The following is a 24,379-nucleotide window of genomic DNA, read 5'->3' as shown; positions in this document are numbered from 1 at the left end:
CGCATTTTCCGGGTTCTGAAGGTGCGAAGACCGATTTGATGCGGTACGTCCATTTTGGCGTCACCCTATGCGGGACGCCGTCTGCGCGAAGATGGCACCTATGAAGCCCATCATCACCGCATCCGAATATGCGAGCGAGTCGGCAGGGCCACGTCCGCCGGTGCTCCTGGACATCCGCTGGCAGCTGGGCGGTCCGCACGGCCGCCCCGATTACGAAGCCGGGCACATCCCCGGCGCGGTGTTCGTCGACCTCGATGCGGAGCTCGCCGGTCCGGCGGGCAGCGGCGGTCGCCACCCGCTGCCCCGCCCGGAAACCTTCGGGGCGGCCATGCGGCGGGCCGGCGTCTCCCACGGCACACCGGTGGTGGTCTACGACGGCGGCCTGGGCTGGGCGGCGGCCCGCGCCTGGTGGCTCCTGCGCTGGGCGGGACACCCCGACGTCCGGGTTCTGGACGGCGGTCTCGCGGCGTGGACCGGAGAGCTCTCGACGAAGATTCCGACGCCCGACGAGGGCGATTTCCGGCCCGAACCGGGTGCGCTCCCCCTGCTGGACGCGGACGCAGCCGCGGCACTCGCCCGCTCGGGACTGCTGCTCGACGCACGGGCGGCGGAGCGCTACCGGGGCGATGTGGAGCCGATCGACCGGGTGGGCGGCCATATCCCCGGCGCGGTATCGGCCCCGACCGTACAGAACGTGGCCGAGGACGGGCGATTCCTCCCCGCCGGTTCGCTGGCTTCCCGTTTCGCCGCCCTGGGGGCCGGCGCGGGCACCGAGGTCGGTGTCTACTGCGGCTCGGGTGTCTCGGGCGCCCATGAGGTGCTGGCGCTGGAGATCGCCGGTCACCGGGCGGCGCTGTACGCGGGTTCCTGGTCCGAGTGGTCCTCGGACGAGTCCCGCCCCGTCGCGACCGGGCCGGACCCCAGCTGACGCGGCCCGTCTCCGGACAGAGCGAGGGCCCGTACGCAGCGGCGTACGGGCCCTCGTCATGCTACGGACATCCGGATGGCCCTCAGTCCTGCTTCTTCCGGCGCGTGCCGAAGACGATCTCGTCCCAGCTGGGCACCGCGGCCCGGCGACCCGGACGGACTCCGTCCGCCTCCGCCTGCCGGTCCGTCGTCCCGGTCAGCCGGTCGCGGTGGCCGGCCACCGCGCGCGGCATCAGCACGTCCGCGTAGGCGGAACCCGCACCCGCGGATGCGGCAGCCGCCGGCGGCTCGTCGGCCTCCGGCTCCTGGACGGCGGGTTCGATCGCCGGCGGTTCGGGCTGCTGGGGACGCTCCGGGACGACCATGTCGCCACGGAAGCTGGGGACCGCCTCCAACAGGCTGGTCAGCGAGTCGCGCTCGCCGGCCGACACACCGCTGATGCGCTCCTCCGGCTCCGGTGCCGGGGGAGTGGGGCGCTCGATCTGACGGTCGAGCGCACGGTCCAGCGGCCGGTCGCGCGGCAGCCGTGCGATCCGCGGCACGAACGGGAAGCTGGGCTCCGGCGCAGCGACGTCGTCCGTCTCGCCGATCAGCGAGCGTGCTTCGTCGTCCACCGCCTGGACCAGCCGGCGCGGCGGGTCGTACGTCCAGCTCGCCGAGTGCGGTTCGCCCGCGACCCGGTACACCAGGAGGACCTCCCAGGTGCCGTCGTCCCGGCGCCAGGAGTCCCACTGGACGGTTTCCTTGTCGGCTCCGCGCATCAGGAGGCGCTCCTGCACCGCCTCGCCGAGCTGGGGGCCGGTGTTCTCGCCGGGACGGCGCACAGGAGTCTTCCGGGCCCGCTCGGCCATGAAGGCGCGCTCGGCGAGGACGGGGCCCTCGAAGCGGCGCACACGGTCGACGGGGATTCCGGCGAACTGGGCGACTTCCTCCGCGGAGGCACCGGCTCGTATCCGTGCCTGGATGTCGCGGGGGCGGAGGTGGCTCTCCACCTCGATCTCGATCTGGCCGAGCCTGGCGCGGTCATTGCGCACGGCGGCACGCAGCCGCTCATCGATCGGAAGCGTGTACTCCGTGCTGTCCGCAGCCTTGAGCACCAGTCGTGTGCCGTCGTTTGAGACGGCCACGACACGCAGTTCGGGCATGGGAACCTCCCGGGTGGTGCCTGCCGACGTCACGTGCGTCGCTGCTTCCGCTAGTCGAGTGTGGCCTGCCCGGGTGCAGCCTGCCACAACCTTGCCAAGTTACCCGGCGTGTCGGGCGTTGGCCCTGGATCGCCACCATGGCACGGTTACCTGTTTGCGACACATAGTGACCATTTGGTCGCTCTGTGTTGCAGGCGCCCGTGCGATGCCGCGGCGCCGCCGGTTCGAGTGCCGTCTTCGGCCCCCTCCCGCAGGTCCCGGATACCCATGTGGGAGTCCGGCCCCAGGGCTCGCCACAGTACTCCATTCGGGCCACGGGGGTGGACCGGCGCGCCGCCGAAGTTCTCGCCGGGCACGGGAGTTGGGCTACCCAGTTGTCGGCACTATGCCCTCAATGCGTGTGCTGCTTCACACAATCTCCAGAATCGGAACTATTCCCTTCGCTCATATGTCCATTCTTGGTGCAGGGTGGGGTAGTTGTCGAGCAAGGGCTGGTAATGGATCAGAAGCCGCAAAGGGATGCGGAACCCGGGCAGAAGCGCATAGATCTGAGCCTGCCGCAGGTCGCGGGCAGCGCGGTCGCCGCGGTCGCCGCGGCGGTGATGGCTTCGCAGCTGGGTGTGTACGGGACGATCGCCGGCGCCGGCGTGATGAGTGTCGTCGCCACCTGCGGGGGGTCGGTCTTCCAGCACTTCTTCCGTCGCACGGGTGAGCAGATCCGCGAAGTCACCGTCCAGGCGAAGCATCCGGCCGGCCGTCAGGTGGCCGTACTCATCCGGGAGACGGCCCCGGCGGAGCCGGCACGACTCCCGGGTGACGATGCGACGAGGGTCCTGCGGCCGGCACGGCTCCCGGGCGACGACGCGACGACGGTCCTGCGCACGGTGGAGTCCGACCCGGAGCGTACGCAGCTGCTGAGAGCCGACGCGGACGCGACGCAGCTGCTCGGCCGGGTCCGGCCCGACGCGTACTCGGACGCCCGTACCCACGGCACCCGGATCCGGGGCGCACGGCGCTCGGCGCTCGCGGCGGTCGCCGTCTTCGCCCTTTCGATGGCCGGTATCACCGCCTACGAACTGGTCTCCGGCAACGACCTCAGCGGCGGCGGAGGGACGACCGTCGGTTCCGTCGTGCACGGCGAACGGGACACGGGAACGACCGCTCCGGAGCCTTCGGGCAGCACCGGCGAGGAGCGGGACGGCGACCACGACAGCGATCCGGGCAGCGGGGCCGGCACCACGCCCGGGACGGACGCGGACGACGGGCGGAGCACGGCTCCGGACCCGGTTCCGGACCGGAGCGGCGGCTCGTCGGCCGATCCCGGAACCACACCTTCCGCCCCCGGCGGAGACCCGGCCCCGGATCCCACCGCCACTCCGACGGCGCCCGGCGACGGAGCTCCGGCGTCACCGGACCCGACCGGAGCCGGTGACGCCCCGGAGCCGAGCGACGGGGCCACAGGGGGGACGGACGCCGGCCGGTGACCGGCCGTCCGCGCGGCACCGCAGGGTTCAGTCGCCCAGAACGCGCCGCAGGTAGTCGTTGGCGAACAGCCGGTCCGGGTCGAGCCGGTCGCGTACGGCGGTGAACTCGCCGAACTTCGGGTACGCCCCGGCCAGATACTCGGCGTCCCGGGTGTGGATCTTTCCCCAGTGCGGGCGTCCGGCATAGCCCGTCATGATCCGTTCGACGGCCGTGAAGTACGCCTGGTGCGGGGTGCCGCGGTACAGGTGCACGGCGATGTACGCGCTCTCGCGGCCGTGGGCCGTGGAGAGCGTGATGTCGTCCGCGGGCGCCGTCCGGACCTCCACCGGGAAGCCGACCCGCAGCGGTGAGCGCTCGACCATGGCCTTGACCTCGCGCAGCGCCTCGACCGCGGCCTCGCGCGGCAGGGCGTACTCCATCTCGACGAAGCGCACCCGCCGGGGACTGGTGAACACCTTGTAGGGAACGTCGGTGTACGTACGGGCCGACAGGGCACGGCTGGAGAGCTTCGCGAGGGAGGGGATGGTCCCCGGGACCGCCCGGCCGACCGAACAGGCGACCTGGAAGATCCCGTTGGAGAGGAGCTCGTCCTCGATCCAGCCGCTGATCCGGCCGGGCGGATCGGCGGGGCCCGCGCTGCGGTTGTTGCGCTTGGTGTTGCAGTTGCCGGTGTGAGGGAACCAATAGAACTCGAAGTGCTCGTTCTCGGCGACCAGCTGATCGAAGTCGGCGGTGACCCGGTCGAAGGTCATCGGTTCCTCGCGTGCCCTGAGCAGGAAGACCGGCTCCACCGCGAACGTGACCGCGGTGACCACACCGAGTGCGCCGAGCCCGATCCGGGCGGCCGCGAAGACATCGGAGTTCTCGCTCTTCGAACAGCGCAGTACCGTGCCACCCGCGGTGACCAGTTCCAGCGCGCGTATCTGCGCGGAGATGGAAGCCGAGTCGCGGCCGGTGCCGTGGGTACCGGTGGAGGTGGCCCCGGCAACCGTCTGCTCCATGATGTCGCCCATGTTGGTGAGCGAGAGCCCCTCGCGGGCAAGCACCGTGTTGAGACGCTTCAGCGGGGTGCCCGCCTCGACGGTCACCGTCATCGCCGTACGGTCGATCTCCCGGATCCCGGTGAGCAGACCGGGGCGGATCAGCACACCGTCGGTCGCCGCGGCCGCGGTGAACGAGTGACCGGTGCCGACCGGCTTCACCGTCAGGCCGTCCTCGGAGGCCCTGCGGAGCACCTCGGCGAGCTCGTCGACGGAGGCGGGGGACACGGTCCGTACCGGCCGGGCGGTGACGTTTCCCGCCCAGTTACGCCACGTGCTCGTCGTCGTCCGTGCGTAGGTGTCGGTCATCTTCCCCGCGCCCTCCCGTAGGAACCGGCTCGGCGAGCCGGCGATACCCCAGGAACGCCACCGCGGCCGCGAGCGCTCCCGCCACGGCGGGCACCGCGTACCCCGCCTCGGCCCCCGAGGCGTCGACCACCCAGCCGGCGGCGGAGGAGCCGAGCGCCACTCCGACAGCGAGCCCGGTACTGGTCCAGGTCATGCCCTCGGTCAGCTGGGTGCGCGGTACGTGCTGTTCGACGAGGGCCATGGTGGTGACCATCGTCGGTGCGATGGCGAGACCCGCGACAAAGAGCGCCACGGCCAGGAACGGCAGGCTCCCGGCCAATTGGAGGGGGATCATACTCACGGCCATCGCGCAGACCCCCACCAGCCACCTCGTGGACGACTTCCCCCTGAGGTGCAGCAGGCCGAAGACGGCTCCCGCGAGACACGACCCCAGGGCGTAGACCGCCAGGACGAGGCTGGCCGCCGCCTTGTGGCCGCGCTCCTCCGCGAAGGCCACCGTCACCACGTCGACCGCACCGAAGATCGCGCCCGTGGCGACGAAAGTGACCACCAGGACCTGCAGACCGGTCGAGCGGAGCGCCGAACCGCCCGAGTGGTGCTCCTTGGGGTGCGGTCGCGGCTCGGTGGCACGCTGGGCGGTCAGCCAGAAGACGCCGATCACCAGGAACACGGCCGCGAGCAGCGGCCCGGCCTCCGGGAACCACGCCGTGGACAGGCCGATGGAGATGATCGGCCCGAAGATGAAGCACACCTCGTCGACGATCGACTCCCAGGCGTACGCGGTGTGCAGCTGACGGCCGGAACCCCGGTAGATCTCGGCCCAGCGTGCCCTGACCATCGAACCCACGCTCGGGACGCAGCCGGCCCCCGCGGCGAAGACGAAGAGGGTCCAGTCCGGCAGCCGCTGCTGGGCGCAGATCAGGAGCCCCGCGACCGCCGCGACGGAGACCAGGGTGACCGGGCGCAGGACACGGCGCTGCCCGTACCGGTCGACCAGCCGGGAGATCTGCGGCCCCACGACGGCCGCGGCCATGGCGAGCGTCGCCGAGAGCGCACCGGCGAGCCCGTAGCGGCCGGTGATCTGGGACACCATCGTCACCACGCCGATCCCCATCATGGAGAGGGGCATCCGGCCGAAGAATCCTGCCGCCGAGAAACCCCTGGTGCCGGGGGCGGCGAAGATGGCGCGGTAGGGGCTGGGCAAGAGGAGCTCCGGGGAAGCCTGTCAGGCGTATAGATGGCTGATACAGCTTACGGGCGGTCGCGGTCCCCGGGGACCGCGACCGATGTCGGCTGTCGCACGGGCGGAGGCGGGTGGCAGGATCGGGTTCATGTCCGATCTGCGCGATCCCGCTCTCTACGACGCCCTGCTGCTGCTCTCCTTCGGCGGCCCCGAAGGCCCGGACGACGTGGTCCCGTTCCTGGCGAACGTGACACGGGGCAGGGGTATCCCCGAAGAACGGCTCAAGGAAGTCGGCAAGCACTACTTCCTGTTCGGCGGCGTCAGCCCGATCAACGCGCAGAACAGGTCGCTGCTCGACGCCCTGCGCAAGGACTTCGCCGACCACGGCCTCGATCTGCCGGTGTACTGGGGCAACCGCAACTGGGCGCCGTACCTCACCGACACCCTCCGGGACATGGTCGCGGACGGCCATCGCCGCATCGCCGTCCTCGCCACCAGCGCCTACGCCTCGTACTCGGGCTGCCGCCAGTACCGCGAGAACCTCGCCGAGTCGCTGGCAGTGCTGGAGGCCGAGGGACTGCCGGTGCCGCGCGTGGACAAGCTCCGGCACTACTTCAACCACCCCGGCTTCGTACGCCCCATGGTGGACGGTGTGCTGGCCTCGCTGGCGGACCTCCCCGACGACGTCAGGCCAGGCGCGCACCTCGCGTTCACCACGCACTCCATCCCGACCTCCGCCGCCGACGCCTCGGGTCCCGTGTCGACGCACGGGGACGGCGGCTCCTACGTGGCGGAGCACCTCGACGTGGCCCGGGTGATCGTCGACGCGGTGCGCGAGGAGACCGGGACCGACCACCCGTGGCAGCTCGTCTACCAGTCGCGCAGCGGCGCCCCGCACATCCCGTGGCTGGAGCCCGACATCTGCGACCACCTGGAGACGCTCCACGGCGCCGGTGTCCCCGCGGTCGTCATGGCCCCCATCGGCTTCGTCTCGGACCACATGGAGGTCCTGTACGACCTCGACACGGAAGCCACCGCGAAGGCCGCCGAGCTGGGACTGCCGGTCCGCAGGTCCGCGACGGTCGGTGCGGACCCCAGGTTCGCGGCGGCCGTGCGTGAGCTCCTCCTGGAGCGCACCGCCGCCGAAGAGGGCCGCCCGGTGGACCGGTGCGCCCTGGGCGCTCTCGGCGCCTCCCACGACCTCTGCCCGGCCGGGTGCTGTCCGGCCAGGGCCGTCAGGCCCGCAGCCGCGGGTGCCGACAGCCCGTACGCCTGAAACCCCGGCATGCAAGCCGGCCGGAACACCCCTGGAGCGTTGTGACCGACCCCTTCCTGTCCGAACTGCTCGACCTCGCCCTGGAGGCGGCCCGCCGGGCCGGAGCCCTGCTGCGTGACGGCCGCCCGGCCGACCTGGGGGTGGCCGCGACGAAGTCCAGCCCCATCGACGTCGTCACCGAGATGGACATCCGGGCGGAGAAGCTCATCACGGGCTTCCTCTCCGGGAACCGCCCCCGCGACGGCTTCCTCGGCGAGGAGGGCGCCAGCGCCGAGGGCAGCAGCGGGATCCGGTGGGTCATCGATCCGCTCGACGGCACGGTGAACTACCTCTACGGGCTGCCCACCTGGGCCGTCTCCATCGCCGCCGAGCGCGACGGCGAGCGGGTCGTCGGCGTGGTCGAGGCCCCGATGCGCCGCGAGACGTTCCACGCGGTGCTCGGCGGCGGCGCGTACCTGAACGGCGAGGCCCTGACCTGCCGCCCCGCCCCGCCCTTCGGCGAGGCCCTCGTGTCGACCGGCTTCAACTACGTCACCGAAGTACGCACCCACCAGGCCGCCGTCGCCCAGCAGCTGATCCCGAAGCTGCGCGACATCCGGCGCGGCGGATCCGCCGCGGTCGACCTCTGCGACGTCGCGGCGGGCCGGCTCGACGGCTACTACGAACGCGGACTGCACCCCTGGGACCTGGCGGCCGGCGACCTCATCGCCCGCGAGGCCGGAGCGCTCACCGGAGGCCGGCCGGGTCTCCCGGCGGACGGCGACCTGACCGTCGCCGCGACCCCGGGCGTCTTCGAGCCGCTGCAGGTGCTCCTGGAGGAGCTGGGGGCCTGGCACGACTGATGCCGTGCCCGGGGCCCTGGCGGCACCCCGGACGGGCCTGGACGTACGAGAGGGCCCCGGGTGCCGTTATCGGCTCCGGGGCCCTCTCGTGGCGGCTCAGACGCTTGTGGCGCTGATTTCGACGCCGTGCTCGGCGGCGAGGCGGTGCAGGTCGTCCAGCTCTCCCTGCTCGACATCCGCGAGGAAGTCGTCGCCCGTCTCGCGAGCCCTCGTGAGATCGGTCTCGGTGGTCTTGATTCGTTGCAGCAGACCTGCGGTGAAAGCGTCCATGGAGCGCCCCCTCATCGTGGGTCGGTGGCACGGGGGTGTGCCCGGGATTCCCCCGGCCAGCGGTCGGGGGGCGGGTGATCACGCAGGCCCTCCGGGGAGAAGGGCGGGCTGTGGAACGCCACGTGCATGGCGTGATCGCGGGTGTGAAATCGTCCTCCCCGGGCCGCATGCCAGAGAAACCTCAACTGGCCCGGGAATCCGATGAATTCCCGGGAGGCGTAGCCCGGGCCGCGTCGTCTTACCGCCGGTTTATGCGCGTTACGGGCAGGATGGACGCGCACAGTCGGTGCCGCTGACGTGCAGCGAGCGGCCGGAACGAGGGCCGCTCGCCGTATTTCTGAAGATCTAGGGAAGGACTGCGCCGTGCGCGTACTCGTCGTCGAGGACGAGCAGCTGCTCGCCGATGCGGTGGCCACCGGACTGCGCCGGGAGGCCATGGCCGTCGACGTCGTCTACGACGGAGCGGCGGCCCTGGAGCGCGTCGGGGTCAACGACTACGACGTCGTGGTGCTGGACCGGGACCTCCCGCTGGTGCACGGGGACGACGTCTGCCGCAGGATCGTCGAGCTCGGCATGCCCACCAGGATCCTCATGCTCACCGCGTCCGGGGACGTCAGCGACCGGGTCGAGGGCCTGGAGCTCGGCGCGGACGACTATCTGCCCAAGCCCTTCGCCTTCAGTGAGCTGACCGCTCGGGTACGGGCCCTGGGGCGCCGCACCACGGTCGCTCTGCCGCCCGTCCTGGAGCGGGCCGGCATCAAGCTCGACCCCAACCGCCGCGAGGTCTTCCGGGACGAGCAGGAGATCCAGCTGGCCCCGAAGGAATTCGCCGTGCTCGAGGTGCTGATGCGCAGCGAGGGCGCGGTCGTCTCGGCCGAGCAGCTCCTGGAGAAGGCCTGGGACGAGAACACCGACCCCTTCACCAACGTGGTGCGTGTGACGGTGATGACCCTGCGGCGCAAGCTCGGGGAACCTCCCGTCATCGTCACCGTGCCCGGCTCCGGATACAGGATCTGAGCGCCCCGTGGCAGCCTCCCCGGCGCCCGTGAAGGCGCCTCCGAAGCCGACCTGGGAGCCCAAGCCGCAGGAGCCGCCGTACCCCTGGCTGCGCCCGACCATCCGGATACGGCTCACCCTGCTCTACGGCGGCATGTTCCTGATCGCGGGCATCCTGCTGCTCTCGATCATCTACATGCTGGCGGCACAGGCGCTGAACGTGGGCAGCGACCTGCCGTTCCGGATCGTCACCGGCCAGGTCACCAGCGAGGTCTGCGACCTGCCGAAGAATGCGAGCCCGGAGACCTTCAACGCCTCCATGAACGCCTGCGTCAACCAGCAGCGCCAGCAGGCGCTCGACTCCCTGCTGAACCGTTCGCTGCTGGCCCTCGTGGGCCTCAGCATCATCGCGTTCGCCTTCGGCTACGCCATGGCCGGCCGCGTCCTGTCCCCGTTGGGCAGGATCACCCGCACCGCACGCAGGGTGGCCGGGACGGACCTGTCCCGCCGGATCGAGCTGGACGGCCCGGACGACGAGCTGAAGGAGCTCGCCGACACCTTCGACGAGATGCTGGACCGCCTGGAGCGGGCCTTCACGGCCCAGCAGCGATTCGTCGGGAACGCCTCGCACGAGCTGCGCACGCCGCTCGCGATCAACCGCACCCTGCTGGAGGTGCACCTCTCCGACCCCGAGGCCCCTACGGAGCTCCAGCAGCTCGGCAAGACACTTCTCGCCACCAACGAGCGCAGCGAGCAGCTGGTCGAAGGCCTGCTGCTGCTCGCCCGCAGCGAGAACCAGATCGTCGAGCGCAAACCGGTGGACCTCGCCGAGGTCGCCGACCGCGCCATCGACCAGGCCCGCGCCGAGGCGGCGCAGAAGGCGGTGGAGATCCGTGGCGAGCGTGCTCCGGCCGTCGTCCAGGGCAACGGTGTCCTCCTGGAGCGGATCGCGCTGAACCTCGTACAGAACGCCGTGCGCTACAACGTGGCGGAGGGCGGCTGGGTGGAGGTCACCACGGAGCTCCAGCCCGGACAGGCGCTCCTGGTGGTCTCGAACACAGGTCCTGTGGTGCCCGCCTACGAGGTCGACAACCTCTTCGAGCCGTTCAGGCGGCTGCGCACGGAACGCACAGGCAGCGACAAGGGGGTGGGGCTCGGCCTGTCGATCGCGCGGTCCGTCGCGCGGGCGCACGGAGGCCGTATCATCGCGGAGCCCCGCGAGGGCGGTGGTCTCGTGATGCGCGTCACCCTGCCGGTCTGAGAGGCTTCGCGGTGTGAAGCCGCATTGGATCGCTCTGTTCGCTTTGGGCGGAATTTTCGGGCGCCAGTCCCGTTGACTCCCTGTGTGATCGATCACAGGAGCCATTTTCGGTCCTTCTACTCTCGGTGATCACGTCTCTGCCGGAAAGCCGGGAAACGTCCGGGTTTCCGGGGGTCGATATCACGGGAAGTACACGGGGTGGCACCCGTGAACTGCAGCAATCGGACCGTGTACGGTCCCCATCGCCACCCAAGCTGATCGCTCTCGGGAGATCCGGTTGGGTGTCGATTGAGTAACAGACCTTGATGTGAGGCAAAATCTCCGCCTCAGGTCGGGCACAAGTCCGGCCTCTCACGCGTTACGTGCGCTGAGACACCGCAGACACCCAAGAGGGGGAGAGCGACATGGCAACGGATTACGACACCCCACGCAAGACTGACGACGACGTGGACCAGGACAGCCTCGAAGAGCTCAAGGCTCGTCGGAGCGACAAGACGGCATCCGCCGTCGACGTGGACGAGTTCGACGCGGCAGAGGGCCTTGAGCTGCCCGGCGCGGACCTGTCCAACGAAGAACTGGCCGTGCGGGTCCTGCCCAAGCAGGCGGACGAGTTCACCTGCATGAGCTGCTTCCTGGTCCACCACAGGAGTCAGCTGGCGCGCGAGAAGAACGGCCAGCCCATCTGCCGCGACTGCGACTGAGGCAGGCCGGCCGTGGCAGGCGACACACCGTTCCGGAAGCGGCGCTTGCGGCGCACGAAGTCGTCGGAGGCGCATCAGGGCGGCACAGGCCCGGCAGAGGGCGCAAGCACTCCTGCCGAGCACCAGGCCGCCCTGCCGCCCTCTCCCGGCACATCTGACGACGAGCGGGGCCGGTCGGCCTCGCTCGAAGCGGTCCGGGCAGCGGCATCTCCGGAGATGCCCGGACAGGACGGCACGACGGAGCCCACGACCGGGGCAGGCCGTCTGAGAAGACTGAAACGGGGCGTACACAAGGGCGGGGAGAGCGCCAGAGCGGCGGTCGGCCAGCTGGCCGACCGGATCATCGACACGGCTCCCCGCATCCCTGTGCGCGACCTCGCCACACTGCGCAAGCAGTTCCCGGGACTCGGTCCCGAAGAACTCGCCGACAAGCTCGTCGCGGGCGCGTGCAACGCGACCGCCACCGTCGGCGCAGGTATCGGGGCGGCGGCCATGATGCCCGTACCCCCCGCCATGCTGGCCGAGCTGGCTGCCGAGATCACCGGCGTGGCAGCCATCGAGATGAAGCTCGTCGCCGAGCTCCACGAGGTCTACGGCCGGCGCCCGCCGGGCAACCTGGGGCAGCGCAGCACCGCGTATCTGACGTCCTGGACGGAGGAGCGCGGCATCGACGTGTCACGCCCCACCACGCTGAACGCGGCGCTGGGCGGGCAGATGAAGCGCGAACTGCGTCAGCAGATCATGAAGCGCATGGTGCGCGACCTGCCCAACCTCATTCCGTTCATGATCGGCGCCGCCGTGGGCGCGCTGATGAACCGCAGGGACACCAGGAAGCTGGCCGACCGGGTCAGGGCCGATCTGCGCAAGCAGCAGGTCACCTGGGACCGGCTCCCCGAGCTGCCCCCGCTGGAGCAGCCCGCGGTGCCCGCGAAGGAACTGCCGAAGGGGCTCGACGAGCCCGGCGTCTAGGGCCTCGGGCCGGGGCGCCCCGCCGGTGCCTCAGGCAGGGACACCCGCGAGGGCGGCCACCAGGGCCTGCGGCTCCCGGGTCGAGAGATAGACGTACGGCGTCGGGTCGTCCGGATCCGTGACCTTCACCCGCACGGCGGTCGGGATGTAGCTGCGCAGCAGCATGAAGGCGCGGGGATCCGCCTTGTACGAGCGCCAGGCGCGCGCCTCCTCCGCATCCAGTGCCTCGGCGTCGCCGAGCGCCGACAGCGGGATACGCGCGTCGCCCGCGACGAGGGCGCCGGCCACCACACGGACGCGCGCCGAGCCGTACTGGCTCACCACCACGGCAGCCGCGGCCGTGCCGCCGGCCAGCCCACCGAGCATGGGCAGCGTGCCGAGCGGCAGGAGCATCAGGGCACAGGCGACTCCGACCCCGAAGGCGATGAGCCACCACGTGCGGGGTGCGGTGAGACGTTCGTCGAAGGGCGGTGCGGAAGGCTGCATGGAGCCAAGCTTGGCACGGCGCGACCTGCGATCGGCCGCGCGGGTAAGGTCTGCGCCTGTGAGTGGAACATCAACACGTCTGACACCCCCGGCCGATGCCGCGAAGCCGGAACGGCACCCTGATGCCCCGGCGCCGGGCACGCTGCTGGGGTCGCACTACGAGCAATGCTTCGGCTGCGGCGATGAGCAGCCCCACGGGCTGCACCTGCGGGCACGGGCCGGAGAAGGTGTGAGCGTCACCGCCGAGTTCACCGTGAAGCCCGCGCACCAGGGTGCTCCGGGGCTCGCGCACGGCGGTGTGCTCGCCACGGCGATGGACGAGACCCTCGGCGCCCTGAGCTGGCTGCTGCGGGTGATCGCGGTGACCGGACGGCTGGAGACCGACTACGTCAGGCCGGTGCCGGTGGACACGGTGCTCTTCCTGGACGCCGAGGTCACCGCCGTGCACAGGCGGAAGATCTTCTGCCGGGCCACCGGCCGGATCGGCGGCCCCGACGGGCCCGTCGCGGTCCGTGCCGAGGCCCTCTTCATCGAGGTCAAGATGGACCACTTCATCGACAACGGCCGGCCTGAGGAGATCCGGGCGGCGATGGCCGACCCGGACCAGGTCAGGCGTGCCCGTGCCTTCGAGGTGAACCCGTGATGCGCCATCCCGTCGACGTACTGATCCGCCGGGTCGACCCGGACGTGCCGATCCCCGCCTACGGACACCCGGGCGATGCCGGTGCCGATCTGGTGACCACCCAGGCTGCCGAGCTCGCCCCGGGCGAGCGGGCGGTGCTCCCCACCGGGGTGTCGATCGCGCTGCCCGACGGGTACGCGGCGTTCGTGCACCCCCGCTCCGGCCTCGCAGCCCGCTGCGGAGTGGCCCTCGTGAATGCCCCAGGGACGGTTGATGCCGGGTACCGTGGGGAGATCAAGGTAATCGTGGTCAATCTCGACCCGCGCGAGACCGTGCGGTTCGAGAGGTTCGACCGGATTGCCCAGCTGGTCGTCCAGCAGGTCGAGAAGGTGCGCTTCCACGAGGTGGCGGAACTTCCCGGTTCGGCGCGGGCCGAGGGGGGCTTCGGGTCCACCGGCGGTCACGCCGCCGTGGACGGCGTCAGGGGCGGTAACACCCAGGGTGGGAACAGCTACGCTTCGGTCGTATCCGACCGGGAAGGACAGTGACGTGTTCGGACGTCGCAAGAACAGTGGTTCCGCCGAGGACACGGCGGACGAAGCGCGCGAGGCCGAGCAGGTCGCCGACGAGCTCGATGGCACCGACGGAGCCGCATCCGGCTCGCGCCGGACGAACCTTCCGCCGGCCCCCAGGCCGGACGGGCCGTGGGACATCTCCGAGGTCTCCCAGCCCGGTGAGGGACGGGTGGACCTCGGCGGCATCTTCGTGCCCGGAGTCGAAGGCATGGAGCTGCGGGTGGAGGTGGCCGGTGACGCGATCGTCGCCGCCACCGTCGTCCTGCGCGACAGCGCGGTCCAGCTGCAGGCCTTCGCGGCCCCCAAGAAGCAGGGCATCTGGGGCGAGGTCCGCGAGGAGATCGCCTCGGGCATCACCCAGCAGGGCGGGATCATCGACGAGGTCGAGGGCCCGCTGGGCTGGGAGCTGCGCGCGCAGGTCCCCGTACAGCTCCCCGACGGGAAGAACGGCGTACAGCTGGTGCGCTTCATCGGTGTCGACGGACCTCGCTGGTTCCTGCGCGGAGTGATCTCCGGTCAGGGTGCCGTGCAGCCGGAGGCGGCCGGACTCCTGGAGACGATCTTCCGGGACACCGTGGTCGTCCGTGGCGACGGCCCGATGGCCCCGCGCGACCCGATCGTCCTGAAGCTTCCCAACGACGCCCAGATGGTGCCGGAGGGTGTGCAGCAGGAGGACCAGGAGAGCTCGAAGTTCTCCGGCGGCATGGGTCAGCTCCAGCGCGGACCCGAGATCACCGAGGTGCGCTGAGCGACTCGCACAGCATGATTCGGCCGGTGGGCCGTACCCCTTGCGGGGTGCGGCCCACCGGCCATTGCCCGTGCGTGTGCCTCGTGCACATACTGGCGGCGACGAGAGCACGTACGTACCGGGGAGAGACATGACCGAGAGCGCCACCGGACAGAGCGGCACGGCAGTGGCCGAGGACCCGGCCGGCGGGCCCATGGTGCGGATCGAGGACCTGCACCGCTCGTACGGAACCGGCGCCGCCGCCGTGCACGCCCTGCGCGGCGTCTCCTTCGAGATCCCGCGCGGGGAACTGGTCGCGCTCAAGGGCCGCTCGGGCTCCGGCAAGACGACCCTGCTCAACCTCGTCGGCGGCCTCGACTCACCGGACAGCGGCCGGATCACCGTCGACGGTACGGACCTCTCCGAGCTCGGCGAGAACGGCCTGCTGGAGCTGCGCAGGGACCGGATCGGCTTCATCTTCCAGTCGTTCGGCCTGATCCCGATCCTGACCGCGGCGGAGAACGTCGGGGTGCCGATGCGGCTGCGCCGGGCGGAGCCGGGGGAGCGCGAGGACCGGGTGGCGCTGCTGCTCTCCCTGGTGGGCCTCGGCGACCACGCCCAGCAGCGCCCCGGCGAGCTCTCCGGCGGCCAGCAGCAGCGCGTCGCCATCGCCCGCGCGCTGGCCAACCGGCCCGCGCTCCTGATCGCCGACGAGCCCACCGGGCAGCTGGACGCGGAGACGGGCCTTGCGGTCATGGAGCTGCTGCGGGCCGTGGTGCGCAGCGAGGGCGTCACCGTTCTCGTCGCCACCCACGACGCGCAGCTGCTCGGCTTCGCCGACCGGGTCCTGGAGCTCAGTGACGGGCACATCGTCGAGCAGGTGTGAACAGCGGGCACCCCGCGGGGCCGCATCAGAATCCCGTCAATACGGACCCTGCGTCCGCCCCTGGTCCCATATGCCGGAAATTCTCGGGGTAGCTTCTGAAGCAGCCGCCGGATACACGGCGGCCGGTCAGAGAAGACAATGGGGCCATGGCACGCGGCAAGCTTCGGATCTACCTGGGTGCGGCACCCGGCGTCGGCAAGACGTACGCGATGCTGTCCGAGGCGCACCGCCGGGTGGAACGGGGCACGGACTGCGTCGTCGCGTTCGTGGAGCACCACGAACGGGAACGCACCGAGGTGCTGCTGCACGGCCTCGAACAGATCCGCCGGCGCGAGATCGAGTACCGGTCCGTCGTTTTCACGGAGATGGACGTCGAAGCGGTTCTGGAGCGGGCCCCCGCCGTCGCGCTGGTGGACGAACTGGCCCACACCAATGTGCCGGGCTCACGCAACGCCAAGCGCTGGCAGGACGTCGAGGAGCTCCTGAAGGCCGGCATCGATGTGATCTCCACCGTGAACATCCAGCACCTGGAGTCGCTCGGTGACGTCGTCGAGTCGATAACCGGTGTACGGCAGAAGGAGACCATCCCCGACGAGGTGGCACGCCGGGCCGACCAGATCGAGCTTGTCGACATGTCGCCCCAGGCGCTGCGCCGCCGCATGGCGCACGGCAACATCTACCGGTCCGACAAGGTCGACGCGGCCCTGTCCAACTACTTCCGCCCGGGCAACCTCACCGCCCTGCGCGAGCTGGCCCTCCTGTGGGTCGCCGACCGCGTCGACGAGTACCTCCAGCAGTACCGGGGCGAGCACAACATCCGCACCACCTGGCAGGCCCGCGAACGCATCGTGGTGGGACTGACCGGCGGCCCCGAAGGCCGTACGCTCATCCGCCGCGCGTCCCGGATGGCGGCCAAGGGCTCCGGCAGCGAGATCCTCGCGGTGTACATCGCCCGCAGCGACGGGCTGACCTCCGCGTCGCCCAAGGAGCTCGCGGTCCAGCGCACCCTCGTCGAGGACCTCGGCGGCACCTTCCACCACGTCATCGGCGACGACATACCCTCGGCGCTCCTCGAATTCGCCCGGGGCGTCAACGCCACCCAGATCGTTCTCGGCTCCAGCCGCCGCAAGGCCTGGCAGTACATCTACGGCCCCGGAGTCGGCGCCACCGTCGCCCGCGAGTCCGGACCCGACCTGGACGTCCACATCGTCACGCACGAAGAGGTCGCCAAGGGGCGCGGCCTCCCCATCGCCCGCGGAGCCCGGCTCGGGCGCACCCGGATCATCTGGGGCTGGACGGTCGGCGTCCTCGGACCGGCCCTGCTCACCCTGCTGCTGCTCCGCCTGGAGAACGGCCCGGGTCTCGCCAACGACGTCCTGCTCTTCCTCTTCCTGACCGTCGCGGCGGCCCTGCTCGGCGGACTGGCGCCCGCGCTGGCCTCGGCCGCCGTCGGCTCCATGCTCCTGAACTACTGGTTCACCCCGCCCACCCACACGCTGACGGTGCAGGACCCCGAGAACTTCGTCGCCATCGTGATCTTCTTCGCGGTGGCCGTCGCGGTCGCCTCCGTGGTGGACCTGGCGGCGCGCCGCACCCATCAGGCGGCACGGCTGCGCGCCGAGTCGGAGATCCTCTCCGCCCTGGCCGGGAGCGTCCTGCGCGGCGAGACGGCCCTGGACGCCCTGCTGGAGCGGGTCCGAGAGACCTTCGGCATGGAGTCCGTCGCCCTGCTGGAGCGGCAGAGCGACGTGGATCCGTGGACCTGCGCCGGATCCGTCGGCCCCGCCCCGGTGGCCCGGCCGGACGACGCCGACGTCGACATGCCGGTCGGCGACAACATGGCGCTCGCCCTCTCCGGCCGGGTACTGCCCGCCGAGGACCGCCGGGTGCTCGGAGCGTTCGCGGCGCAGGCCGCGGTGGTCCTGGACCGGCAGCGCCTGGTGGGGGAGGCCGAGGCGGCACGCCGGCTGGCCGAGGGCAACCGGATCAGGACCGCGCTGCTCGCCGCCGTCAGCCACGACCTGCGTACCCCTCTGGCGGCCATCAAGGCCGCCGTGAGCTCGCTGCGAGCCGACGACGTCGCCTGGTCCGACGAGGACGAGGCCGAGTTCCTCGCGGCCATCGAGGACGGCGCCGACCGGCTGGACCACCTGATCGGCAACCTCCTCGACATGTCCCGCCTGCAGACCGGCACCGTCACCCCGCTCATCCGTGAGATCGACCTCGACGAGGTCGTGCCGATGGCCCTCGGAGGAGTACCCGAGGGCAGCGTCGACCTCGACATCCCCGAGACGCTGCCGATGGTCGCCGTCGACCCCGGGCTGCTGGAGCGGGCCGTCGCCAACATCGTGGAGAACGCGGTCAAGTACAGCCCCGGCCGGGACCGCGTCACGGTCGCCGCCAGCGCCCTGGGCGAACGCGTCGAGCTGAGGGTGGCCGACCGCGGCCGAGGTGTCCCCGACGAGGGCAAGGAACGCATCTTCGAGCCCTTCCAGCGCTACGGCGACGCCCCGCGCGGCGCGGGAGTCGGCCTCGGGCTCGCCGTTGCCCGGGGCTTCGTGGAGTCCATGGGCGGAACCCTCGGGGCCGAGGACACCCCGGGCGGCGGACTCACGATGGTCCTCACGCTCAAGGCGGTACCCGGACAGGTCGGCGTCGGCCCCGGCCTGCCCGCCCAGGTCACCTCGTGAACCCCTCGGGGCGGAACCCCACCTCGTACACATGTTCAGGAAAGGCAGGATCGAGATGACCCGGGTGCTTGTGGTCGACGACGAGCCGCAGATCGTACGCGCCCTCGTGATCAATCTGAAGGCGCGCAGGTACGAGGTGGACGCGGCGCCGGACGGGGCGACAGCCCTGCAGCTTGCCGCCGCCCGCCATCCCGACGTCGTCGTCCTGGACCTCGGACTGCCCGACATGGACGGCGTCGAGGTGATCAAGGGCCTGCGCGGCTGGACACGTGTGCCGATCCTCGTGCTCTCCGCCCGCCACACCTCCGACGAGAAGGTCGAGGCCCTGGACGCCGGCGCCGACGACTACGTCACCAAGCCGTTCGGCATGGACGAGCTGCTGGCCCGGCTGCGCGCGGCGGTGCGCAGGGCCGAACCGGTCGGCCAGGACGGGGCCGACGACCTCGTGATCGTCGAGACACAGGGCTTCACCGTGGACCTGGCGGCGAAGAAGGTCCAAAGGGAGGGCCGCGATGTGCGGCTCACCCCCACGGAGTGGCACCTCCTGGAGGTCCTCGTCCGCAACGCCGGCCGGCTCGTCAGCCAGAAGCAGCTGCTCCAGGAGGTGTGGGGGCCCTCCTACGGCACCGAGACCAACTACCTGCGGGTCTACATGGCGCAGCTGCGCCGCAAGCTGGAGGCCGACCCCTCGCACCCCAGGCACTTCGTGACCGAGCCGGGCATGGGCTACCGCTTCGAGAAGGGCTGAGAACGGGGTCCGGGGGCGACCGTTGTCACCCGTTCGGGTGGCACCCCCTCGGGCCAGCCCTTACCACAGGAGACCGGTACCCTTCGGGTATGAGCGCTGTTCCCCGATTCGAGAAGGCCGGCAGGGCCGAGAAGCCGTCCGGCCGCTTCCGCCGCATGCTCGACCGGCTGTCCAGTTCCCAGGAGGACCTGGAGTCCGAGGAGCTGCAGGAGGACACGCACGCCTCGGGTTGCACGCGCATTTCCGAGTGCTCGGACCGCCAGATCGTCAAGGTGGCTGGTACCTTGCGGACGGTCACCTTGCGCCCGCGCGCCGGAGTGCCCGCCCTGGAGGCGGAGCTCTTCGACGGCACCGCGCCGCTCGACGTGGTCTGGCTGGGCCGGCGTTCCATCATCGGCATCGAGCCCGGCCGCAAGCTCATAGCCTCGGGCCGCATCGCCATGAGTCACGGGCGCCGGGTGCTGTTCAACCCCAAATACGAACTCCGACCACTCGGCAAGGAGTAGCCGGTGACGTCTCTCGACAAGCCGACGCCCGACACGGACCAGCCCCACAGCACCGACCAGCCGGCAGCCGACGCGAAAGCGGTCACGGAAGCCGCGCTCTTCGAGGCCTTCGGCGGCGTGCGCGGCATGGTGGAGACAGTCCTTCCCGGGCTGCTCTTCGTCACGATCTTCACCGTCAACAAGGACCTGAAGGCCTCGGCCATCGCCGCGCTGGCACTGTCCCTGGTGCTCGTCGTCGTACGGCTGATCCGCAAGGACACCGTCAAGCACGCCTTCAGCGGTGTCTTCGGCGTCGCCTTCGGTGTGGTCTTCGCGATGATGACGGGCAACGCCAAGGACTTCTATCTGCCGGGCATGATCTACACGCTCGGCCTGGCGCTCGCCTACCTCATCACGACCCTCGCCGGGGTCCCGCTGATCGGACTGATCCTCGGTCCGGTCTTCAAGGAGAACCTCTCCTGGCGCACCAGGAACCCCGGTCGCAAGAAGGCCTATGCCAAGGCCAGCTACGCGTGGGGGCTGATCCTGCTCGCCAAGTGCGCGATCCTCTTCCCGCTGTACTGGTGGGCCGACACCACGCAGCTCGGCTGGGTGCTGGTCGCGCTCAAGATCCCGCCGTTCCTGCTCGCGGTGTACCTGACCTGGGTCTTCCTCGCCAAGGCGCCGCCGCCCATCGACGTCTTCGCGGAGATGGAAGCGCAGGAGGAGGCCGAGAAGGCCCGCAAGGACGCGCAGAACGCCCGGGCCGCCGAGGCCCGCAACTACGAAGTCTGACCCGGCCCGTACGCACTGAACACGTGAGGGGCCCGGAACCGTGACACACGGTTCCGGGCCCCTCACGTGTGCAGTGCCTCAGCTGTCGGAGGGCTCGCGGCGGACCGACAGCAGGTCCTCCAGCTGCTCCTCACGGGCCTGGGCGGCCACGAACAGCAGCTCGTCACCGGCCTCCAGGGTCTCCTCGGGGCTCGGCGTCAGGACGCGCGTACCGCGGATGATGGTGACCAGCGAGGTGTCCTCGGGCCAGGCCACATCGCTGATCGGGGTGCCGGCCAGCGCCGACTCCGGGGGCAGCGTCAGCTCGACGAGGTTGGCGTCGCCGTGGCTGAAGCGCAGCAGCCGGACCAGATCACCGACGCTCACCGCCTCCTCGACCAGGGCGGACATCAGACGCGGCGTGGAGACCGCGACATCGACCCCCCAGGACTCGTTGAACAGCCACTCGTTCTTCGGGTTGTTGACCCGGGCGACGACCCGCGGAACGCCGTACTCGGTCTTGGCGAGCAGCGAGACGACCAGATTGACCTTGTCGTCGCCGGTCGCGGCGATGACCACGTTGCACCGCTGCAGCGCCGCCTCGTCCAGCGACGTGATCTCGCAGGCGTCCGCGAGCAGCCATTCGGCCATCGGGACCCGCTCCACCGAGATGGCGGTCGGCGCCTTGTCGATCAGCAGCACCTCGTGCCCGTTCTCCAGGAGCTCGGCCGCGATGGAACGCCCCACCGCGCCGGCCCCGGCAATCGACACGCGCATCAGTGACCGCCCTCCTCAGGACCTTCGGCAAAGGCCTCCTCGACCTTCGCGATCTCGTCCGTACGCATCATCACGTGGACCAGATCGCCCTCCTGCAGAACCGTCTGCGACGAGGGCAGAATGGCCTCGCCCAACCGGGTGATGAACGCCACGCGGACGCCCGTCTCCTCCTGCAGCGTGCTGATCTTGTGGCCGATCCAGGAGGGCGTCGTGTGCACCTCGGCGAGCTGGACACCACCGCTCGGGTCGCGCCACAGCGGCTCGGCACCCGACGGCAGCAGCCGTCGCAGCATCTGGTCCGCCGTCCAGCGGACCGTGGCCACGGTCGGGATGCCGAGACGCTGATAGACCTCGGCACGCTTCGGGTCGTAGATGCGCGCCGCGACGTTCTCGATGCCGAACATCTCGCGGGCCACCCGGGCCGCGATGATGTTGGAGTTGTCGCCGCTGCTCACCGCTGCGAACGCACCGGCCTCCTCGATCCCGGCCTCGCGGAGGGTGTCCTGGTCGAAACCGACCCCGCTCACCCGCCGGCCGCCGAACCCGGAACCGAGCCGGCGGAACGCCGTGGGGTCCTGGTCGATCACGGCGACCGTGTGCCCCTGCTGCTCCAGGGTCTGTGCGAGTGCGGCTCCGACTCGGCCGCAGCCCATGATGACGATGTGCACCTTGCGCCTACCTCGCAGTCCTGGTCGTCCGGATGACCTGCGAAAACACCCTGCTCACACTTCTCTCTCAGCTTGCGGGGCAAACAATGGGGCAACCACCTTCGGTGTTGCCCGGGGATGAGCTTATGCGGCGCCGCATCCACTGCCTCATCCGAGTGTGCGTACGCCGAGGCCGGAACGGCAAAGGGAACCCCGCGGGGGCCGTACGGCGAGGCCCGCGGGGGCTGGACCGAGAGGCCCGGGGAGCCCTCGCCCGGCCGCTCGCCCCGCAAGGATTCCGTTAAGGATTCCATGGACTTTTCCGGTGAGGGCGGGTAATTATGAAGGATTTACGGGCACCGAGGGGGTGGTGCTTCGGCGGCCCGTCTTCACAACGCTTACGATCCTCAGCGTGTCCAAACTGACCGACGTGCCCAAACGGATCCTGATCGGCCGGGCGCTGCGCAGCGACAAGCTGGGAGAGACACTCCTCCCCAAGCGCATCGCACTCCCCGTCTTCGCATCCGACCCGCTGTCCTCTGTGGCGTACGCCCCGGGAGAAGTCCTCCTCGTACTGTCCATCGCGGGCGTGTCGGCCTACCACTTCAGCCCGTGGATCGCGGCAGCCGTCGTGGTCCTCATGTTCACGGTGGTCGCCTCCTACCGGCAGAACGTGCGCGCCTACCCGAGCGGTGGCGGCGACTACGAGGTCGCCAACACCAACCTCGGCCCCAAGGCCGGTCTGACCGTCGCCAGCGCCCTCCTCGTCGACTACGTCCTCACCGTCGCCGTGTCGATCTCCTCCGGGGTGGAGAACCTCGGCTCCGCGATCCCCTTCGTGGTCGAGCACAAGACGCTCTGCGCCATCGCGGCCATCGTGCTGCTGACCCTGATGAACCTGCGGGGCGTGAAGGAGTCCGGAAAGCTCTTCGCCATCCCGACGTACCTCTTCGTGGCGGGGGTCTTCGCCATGATTCTCTGGGGCGCGTTCCGCGGGCTGGTCCTCGGCGACACCATGCACGCACCGACCTCGGACTACGAGATCAAGCCCGAGCACCAGGGGCTGGCCGGCTTCGCCCTCGTCTTCCTGCTGCTGCGGGCCTTCTCCTCCGGCTGTGCCGCGCTCACCGGTGTCGAGGCGATCAGCAACGGCGTGCCCGCGTTCCGCAAGCCGAAGAGCAAGAACGCCGCGACCACGCTCGCGGCGATGGGCCTGCTGGCCGTCACCATGTTCTGCGGCATCATCGGCCTCGCGATGGCCACCGACGTGAAGATGGCCGAGAACCCCGCCAAGGACCTGATCCACAACGGTGTCGCGGTCGGCGCCGGCTTCGTCCAGGACCCGGTGATCTCCCAGGTCGCCGCAGCGGTCTTCGGCGACGGAACGTTCTTCTTCGTGCTCCTCGCCGCGGCCACCGCCCTTGTGCTCTTCCTGGCCGCCAACACCGCGTACAACGGCTTCCCGCTGCTCGGCTCGATCCTGGCCCAGGACCGCTACCTGCCGCGTCAGCTGCACACCCGCGGCGACCGGCTGGCCTTCTCCAACGGCATCGTGCTGCTGGCCGGTGCCGCGATACTGCTCGTCTGGATCTACGGGGCCGACTCGACCCGGCTGATCCAGCTCTACATCGTCGGCGTCTTCGTCTCCTTCACGCTCAGCCAGACCGGCATGGTGCGGCACTGGAACCGGCACCTGAGGAACGAGCGGGACCAGGCCAAGCGCCGCCACATGATCCGCTCGCGCGCGATCAACACCTTCGGGGCCTTCTTCACCGGGCTGGTCCTCGTCGTCGTCCTGGCCACCAAGTTCACCCACGGCGCCTGGGTCGCGCTGCTCGGCATGGTGATCTTCTTCGGGACGATGACCGCGATCCGACGGCACTACGACCGCGTCGCCGAGGAGATCGCCGCCTCCGACACCCCGACCGACGACACCATGCGGCCCTCCCGCGTGCACTCGATCGTCCTCGTCTCCAAGCTCCACCGCCCCACCCTGCGTGCCCTCGCCTACGCCAAACTGGTCCGCTCCGACCACCTGGAGGCGCTCTCCATCAGCGTCGACCCGGCCGAGACCAAGGTGCTCAAGGAGGACTGGGAGCGGCGCGGCATCAACATCCCGCTGAAGATCCTCGACTCGCCCTACCGCGAAGTGACCCGCCCGGTCATCGAGTACGTGAAGGGCCTGCGCAAGGACAGGCCCCGCGATGTGGTCAGCGTGTACATCCCCGAGTACGTGGTCGGTCACTGGTACGAGCACCTGCTGCACAACCAGAGCGCCCTGCGGCTGAAGGGCCGACTGCTGTTCACGCCGGGCGTCATGGTGACCTCGGTGCCCTACCAGCTGGAGTCCTCCGAGGCCGCGAAGCTGCGGGCCAGGAAGCGCGCGGACTGGACCGCTCCGGGATCGGTACGCCGAGGCCCTGTGGAGCGGCGGAACAAGGAAACCGGTCACAAGGGCTGACTCGGTGCAACCGTTCGTGGTAAGCGGCCGGGCGACATCCACGTAGACTCGTGGGTTGTTGTCCGGCCGCTTTCCCCTTGATCTCTGGAGCCACCCC

General features: G+C 70.4%; 24 protein-coding genes. 17 read left to right on the top strand and 7 right to left on the bottom strand.

From position 1 onward, the window contains the following. Positions 1-100: 100 nt before the first annotated feature. Entirely contained in the window at positions 101-928 is an 828-nt protein-coding gene (locus ACFQ6X_RS10660) for a sulfurtransferase (RefSeq protein WP_383179068.1), read from the top strand. 82 nt (positions 929-1,010) lie between these two features. On the opposite strand, the gene sepH is transcribed toward ACFQ6X_RS10660, so the two are convergent. Beyond that, positions 1,011-2,072 carry a septation protein SepH gene (sepH, locus tag ACFQ6X_RS10655; RefSeq protein WP_383179065.1) on the bottom strand — a complete coding sequence of 354 codons (1,062 nt, stop codon included), beginning with the start codon at positions 2,070-2,072 and terminating at the stop codon, positions 1,011-1,013. Between the two features lie 497 nt (positions 2,073-2,569). On the opposite strand from sepH, the gene ACFQ6X_RS10650 reads away from it, so the two are divergent. Further along, a complete protein-coding gene (locus tag ACFQ6X_RS10650) occupies positions 2,570-3,556 on the top strand; it encodes a hypothetical protein (protein WP_383179062.1) in 987 nt (328 codons plus the stop codon). 27 nt (positions 3,557-3,583) lie between these two features. On the opposite strand, the gene ACFQ6X_RS10645 is transcribed toward ACFQ6X_RS10650, so the two are convergent. Next, entirely contained in the window at positions 3,584-4,906 is a 1,323-nt protein-coding gene (locus ACFQ6X_RS10645; RefSeq protein ID WP_383179059.1) for a D-arabinono-1,4-lactone oxidase, read from the bottom strand. Beyond that, positions 4,863-6,110: an MFS transporter gene (locus ACFQ6X_RS10640; RefSeq protein ID WP_383179056.1), complete on the bottom strand. Its 1,248-nt coding sequence runs from the start codon at positions 6,108-6,110 to the stop codon at positions 4,863-4,865. Before ACFQ6X_RS10640 ends, ACFQ6X_RS10645 begins: the two co-directional genes overlap by 44 nt. Before the next feature lie 127 nt (positions 6,111-6,237). Here ACFQ6X_RS10640 and ACFQ6X_RS10635 point away from each other — a divergent pair, with 127 nt between their 5' ends. Together ACFQ6X_RS10635 and ACFQ6X_RS10630 are read left to right on the top strand one after the other, a co-directional pair. Further along, the gene (locus tag ACFQ6X_RS10635; RefSeq protein WP_383179053.1) at positions 6,238-7,365 is read left to right on the top strand and encodes a ferrochelatase; all 1,128 of its coding nucleotides are present in this window, start codon (positions 6,238-6,240) and stop codon (positions 7,363-7,365) included. Positions 7,366-7,406: 41 nt separating this feature from the next. Continuing rightward, positions 7,407-8,207: an inositol monophosphatase family protein gene (locus ACFQ6X_RS10630; protein WP_383179050.1), complete on the top strand. Its 801-nt coding sequence runs from the start codon at positions 7,407-7,409 to the stop codon at positions 8,205-8,207. Positions 8,208-8,303: 96 nt separating this feature from the next. Here the strand turns inward: ACFQ6X_RS10630 and ACFQ6X_RS10625 are convergent, their stop codons facing one another. Further along, positions 8,304-8,477 carry a hypothetical protein gene (locus ACFQ6X_RS10625; protein ID WP_383179047.1) on the bottom strand — a complete coding sequence of 58 codons (174 nt, stop codon included), beginning with the start codon at positions 8,475-8,477 and terminating at the stop codon, positions 8,304-8,306. A gap of 363 nt (positions 8,478-8,840) precedes the next feature. On the opposite strand from ACFQ6X_RS10625, the gene ACFQ6X_RS10620 reads away from it, so the two are divergent. The 4 genes from ACFQ6X_RS10620 to ACFQ6X_RS10605 all read left to right on the top strand — a co-directional run bounded on the left by ACFQ6X_RS10620 (position 8,841) and on the right by ACFQ6X_RS10605 (position 12,404). Further along, a complete protein-coding gene (locus ACFQ6X_RS10620) occupies positions 8,841-9,494 on the top strand; it encodes a response regulator transcription factor (RefSeq protein WP_329206664.1) in 654 nt (217 codons plus the stop codon). A gap of 7 nt (positions 9,495-9,501) precedes the next feature. Continuing rightward, entirely contained in the window at positions 9,502-10,734 is a 1,233-nt protein-coding gene (locus ACFQ6X_RS10615; RefSeq protein ID WP_383179044.1) for a sensor histidine kinase, read from the top strand. A gap of 404 nt (positions 10,735-11,138) precedes the next feature. Next, complete coding sequence (locus ACFQ6X_RS10610; RefSeq protein WP_003965732.1) at positions 11,139-11,435, top strand: DUF4193 domain-containing protein; 297 nt, start codon at positions 11,139-11,141, stop codon at positions 11,433-11,435. Between the two features lie 12 nt (positions 11,436-11,447). Continuing rightward, positions 11,448-12,404, top strand: a complete 957-nt coding sequence (locus tag ACFQ6X_RS10605; RefSeq protein WP_383179039.1) for a hypothetical protein — start codon at positions 11,448-11,450, stop codon at positions 12,402-12,404. Positions 12,405-12,434: 30 nt separating this feature from the next. Here ACFQ6X_RS10605 and ACFQ6X_RS10600 read toward each other — a convergent pair whose 3' ends face one another. Further along, positions 12,435-12,890: a DUF3093 domain-containing protein gene (locus tag ACFQ6X_RS10600; protein WP_329206660.1), complete on the bottom strand. Its 456-nt coding sequence runs from the start codon at positions 12,888-12,890 to the stop codon at positions 12,435-12,437. A gap of 58 nt (positions 12,891-12,948) precedes the next feature. On the opposite strand from ACFQ6X_RS10600, the gene ACFQ6X_RS10595 reads away from it, so the two are divergent. The 8 genes from ACFQ6X_RS10595 to ACFQ6X_RS10560 all read left to right on the top strand — a co-directional run bounded on the left by ACFQ6X_RS10595 (position 12,949) and on the right by ACFQ6X_RS10560 (position 20,418). Next, positions 12,949-13,533 carry a PaaI family thioesterase gene (locus ACFQ6X_RS10595; protein ID WP_383179036.1) on the top strand — a complete coding sequence of 195 codons (585 nt, stop codon included), beginning with the start codon at positions 12,949-12,951 and terminating at the stop codon, positions 13,531-13,533. Continuing rightward, on the top strand, positions 13,533-14,060 hold the full coding sequence (dut, locus tag ACFQ6X_RS10590; protein ID WP_329215010.1) for a dUTP diphosphatase: 528 nt from the start codon (positions 13,533-13,535) through the stop codon (positions 14,058-14,060). The genes ACFQ6X_RS10595 and dut overlap by 1 nt, the downstream gene beginning before the upstream one ends. Before the next feature lies 1 nt (position 14,061). Then, positions 14,062-14,835: a DUF3710 domain-containing protein gene (locus ACFQ6X_RS10585; protein ID WP_383179032.1), complete on the top strand. Its 774-nt coding sequence runs from the start codon at positions 14,062-14,064 to the stop codon at positions 14,833-14,835. Positions 14,836-14,965: 130 nt separating this feature from the next. Next, positions 14,966-15,700, top strand: coding sequence for an ABC transporter ATP-binding protein (locus ACFQ6X_RS10580; RefSeq protein ID WP_383179029.1), 735 nt, complete (start codon positions 14,966-14,968; stop codon positions 15,698-15,700). A gap of 146 nt (positions 15,701-15,846) precedes the next feature. After that, on the top strand, positions 15,847-18,390 hold the full coding sequence (locus tag ACFQ6X_RS10575) for a DUF4118 domain-containing protein (protein WP_383179026.1): 2,544 nt from the start codon (positions 15,847-15,849) through the stop codon (positions 18,388-18,390). A gap of 55 nt (positions 18,391-18,445) precedes the next feature. Then, positions 18,446-19,138 (top strand): response regulator, encoded by a 693-nt coding sequence (locus ACFQ6X_RS10570; protein ID WP_329206650.1) that lies wholly within the window; start codon positions 18,446-18,448, stop codon positions 19,136-19,138. 155 nt (positions 19,139-19,293) lie between these two features. Next, positions 19,294-19,644, top strand: coding sequence for an OB-fold nucleic acid binding domain-containing protein (locus ACFQ6X_RS10565; RefSeq protein WP_383179311.1), 351 nt, complete (start codon positions 19,294-19,296; stop codon positions 19,642-19,644). A gap of 3 nt (positions 19,645-19,647) precedes the next feature. Beyond that, on the top strand, positions 19,648-20,418 hold the full coding sequence (locus ACFQ6X_RS10560; protein WP_383179022.1) for a DUF3159 domain-containing protein: 771 nt from the start codon (positions 19,648-19,650) through the stop codon (positions 20,416-20,418). A 78-nt stretch (positions 20,419-20,496) separates the two neighbouring features. Here ACFQ6X_RS10560 and ACFQ6X_RS10555 read toward each other — a convergent pair whose 3' ends face one another. Both ACFQ6X_RS10555 and ACFQ6X_RS10550 read right to left on the bottom strand, forming a co-directional pair. Further along, a complete protein-coding gene (locus ACFQ6X_RS10555; protein ID WP_329206646.1) occupies positions 20,497-21,174 on the bottom strand; it encodes a TrkA family potassium uptake protein in 678 nt (225 codons plus the stop codon). Further along, positions 21,174-21,842, bottom strand: a complete 669-nt coding sequence (locus ACFQ6X_RS10550) for a TrkA family potassium uptake protein (RefSeq protein WP_329206645.1) — start codon at positions 21,840-21,842, stop codon at positions 21,174-21,176. The genes ACFQ6X_RS10555 and ACFQ6X_RS10550 overlap by 1 nt, the downstream gene beginning before the upstream one ends. Before the next feature lie 391 nt (positions 21,843-22,233). On the opposite strand from ACFQ6X_RS10550, the gene ACFQ6X_RS10545 reads away from it, so the two are divergent. Further along, complete coding sequence (locus ACFQ6X_RS10545; RefSeq protein WP_383179018.1) at positions 22,234-24,282, top strand: APC family permease; 2,049 nt, start codon at positions 22,234-22,236, stop codon at positions 24,280-24,282. Positions 24,283-24,379: the final 97 nt, after the last annotated feature.

This window comes from Streptomyces sp. NPDC056452, from assembly GCF_042796085.1.
Lineage (GTDB): Bacteria > Actinomycetota > Actinomycetes > Streptomycetales > Streptomycetaceae > Streptomyces.
Note: the sequence above shows the minus strand (reverse complement) of the source record. Positions and strands in the feature narration are given on the sequence as shown.

Coding starts and splice junctions, on each gene's coding strand:
- dut (WP_329215010.1), top strand. CDS start 13,533: ATGCGCCATCCCGTCGACGTACTGATCCGCCGGGTCGACCCGGACGTG.
- ACFQ6X_RS10570 (WP_329206650.1), top strand. CDS start 18,446: ATGACCCGGGTGCTTGTGGTCGACGACGAGCCGCAGATCGTACGCGCC.
- ACFQ6X_RS10660 (WP_383179068.1), top strand. CDS start 101: ATGAAGCCCATCATCACCGCATCCGAATATGCGAGCGAGTCGGCAGGG.
- ACFQ6X_RS10650 (WP_383179062.1), top strand. CDS start 2,570: ATGGATCAGAAGCCGCAAAGGGATGCGGAACCCGGGCAGAAGCGCATA.
- ACFQ6X_RS10565 (WP_383179311.1), top strand. CDS start 19,294: ATGCTCGACCGGCTGTCCAGTTCCCAGGAGGACCTGGAGTCCGAGGAG.
- sepH (WP_383179065.1), bottom strand. CDS start 2,072: ATGCCCGAACTGCGTGTCGTGGCCGTCTCAAACGACGGCACACGACTG.
- ACFQ6X_RS10555 (WP_329206646.1), bottom strand. CDS start 21,174: ATGCGCGTGTCGATTGCCGGGGCCGGCGCGGTGGGGCGTTCCATCGCG.
- ACFQ6X_RS10610 (WP_003965732.1), top strand. CDS start 11,139: ATGGCAACGGATTACGACACCCCACGCAAGACTGACGACGACGTGGAC.
- ACFQ6X_RS10625 (WP_383179047.1), bottom strand. CDS start 8,477: ATGGACGCTTTCACCGCAGGTCTGCTGCAACGAATCAAGACCACCGAG.
- ACFQ6X_RS10580 (WP_383179029.1), top strand. CDS start 14,966: ATGACCGAGAGCGCCACCGGACAGAGCGGCACGGCAGTGGCCGAGGAC.
- ACFQ6X_RS10635 (WP_383179053.1), top strand. CDS start 6,238: ATGTCCGATCTGCGCGATCCCGCTCTCTACGACGCCCTGCTGCTGCTC.
- ACFQ6X_RS10575 (WP_383179026.1), top strand. CDS start 15,847: ATGGCACGCGGCAAGCTTCGGATCTACCTGGGTGCGGCACCCGGCGTC.
- ACFQ6X_RS10600 (WP_329206660.1), bottom strand. CDS start 12,890: ATGCAGCCTTCCGCACCGCCCTTCGACGAACGTCTCACCGCACCCCGC.
- ACFQ6X_RS10645 (WP_383179059.1), bottom strand. CDS start 4,906: ATGACCGACACCTACGCACGGACGACGACGAGCACGTGGCGTAACTGG.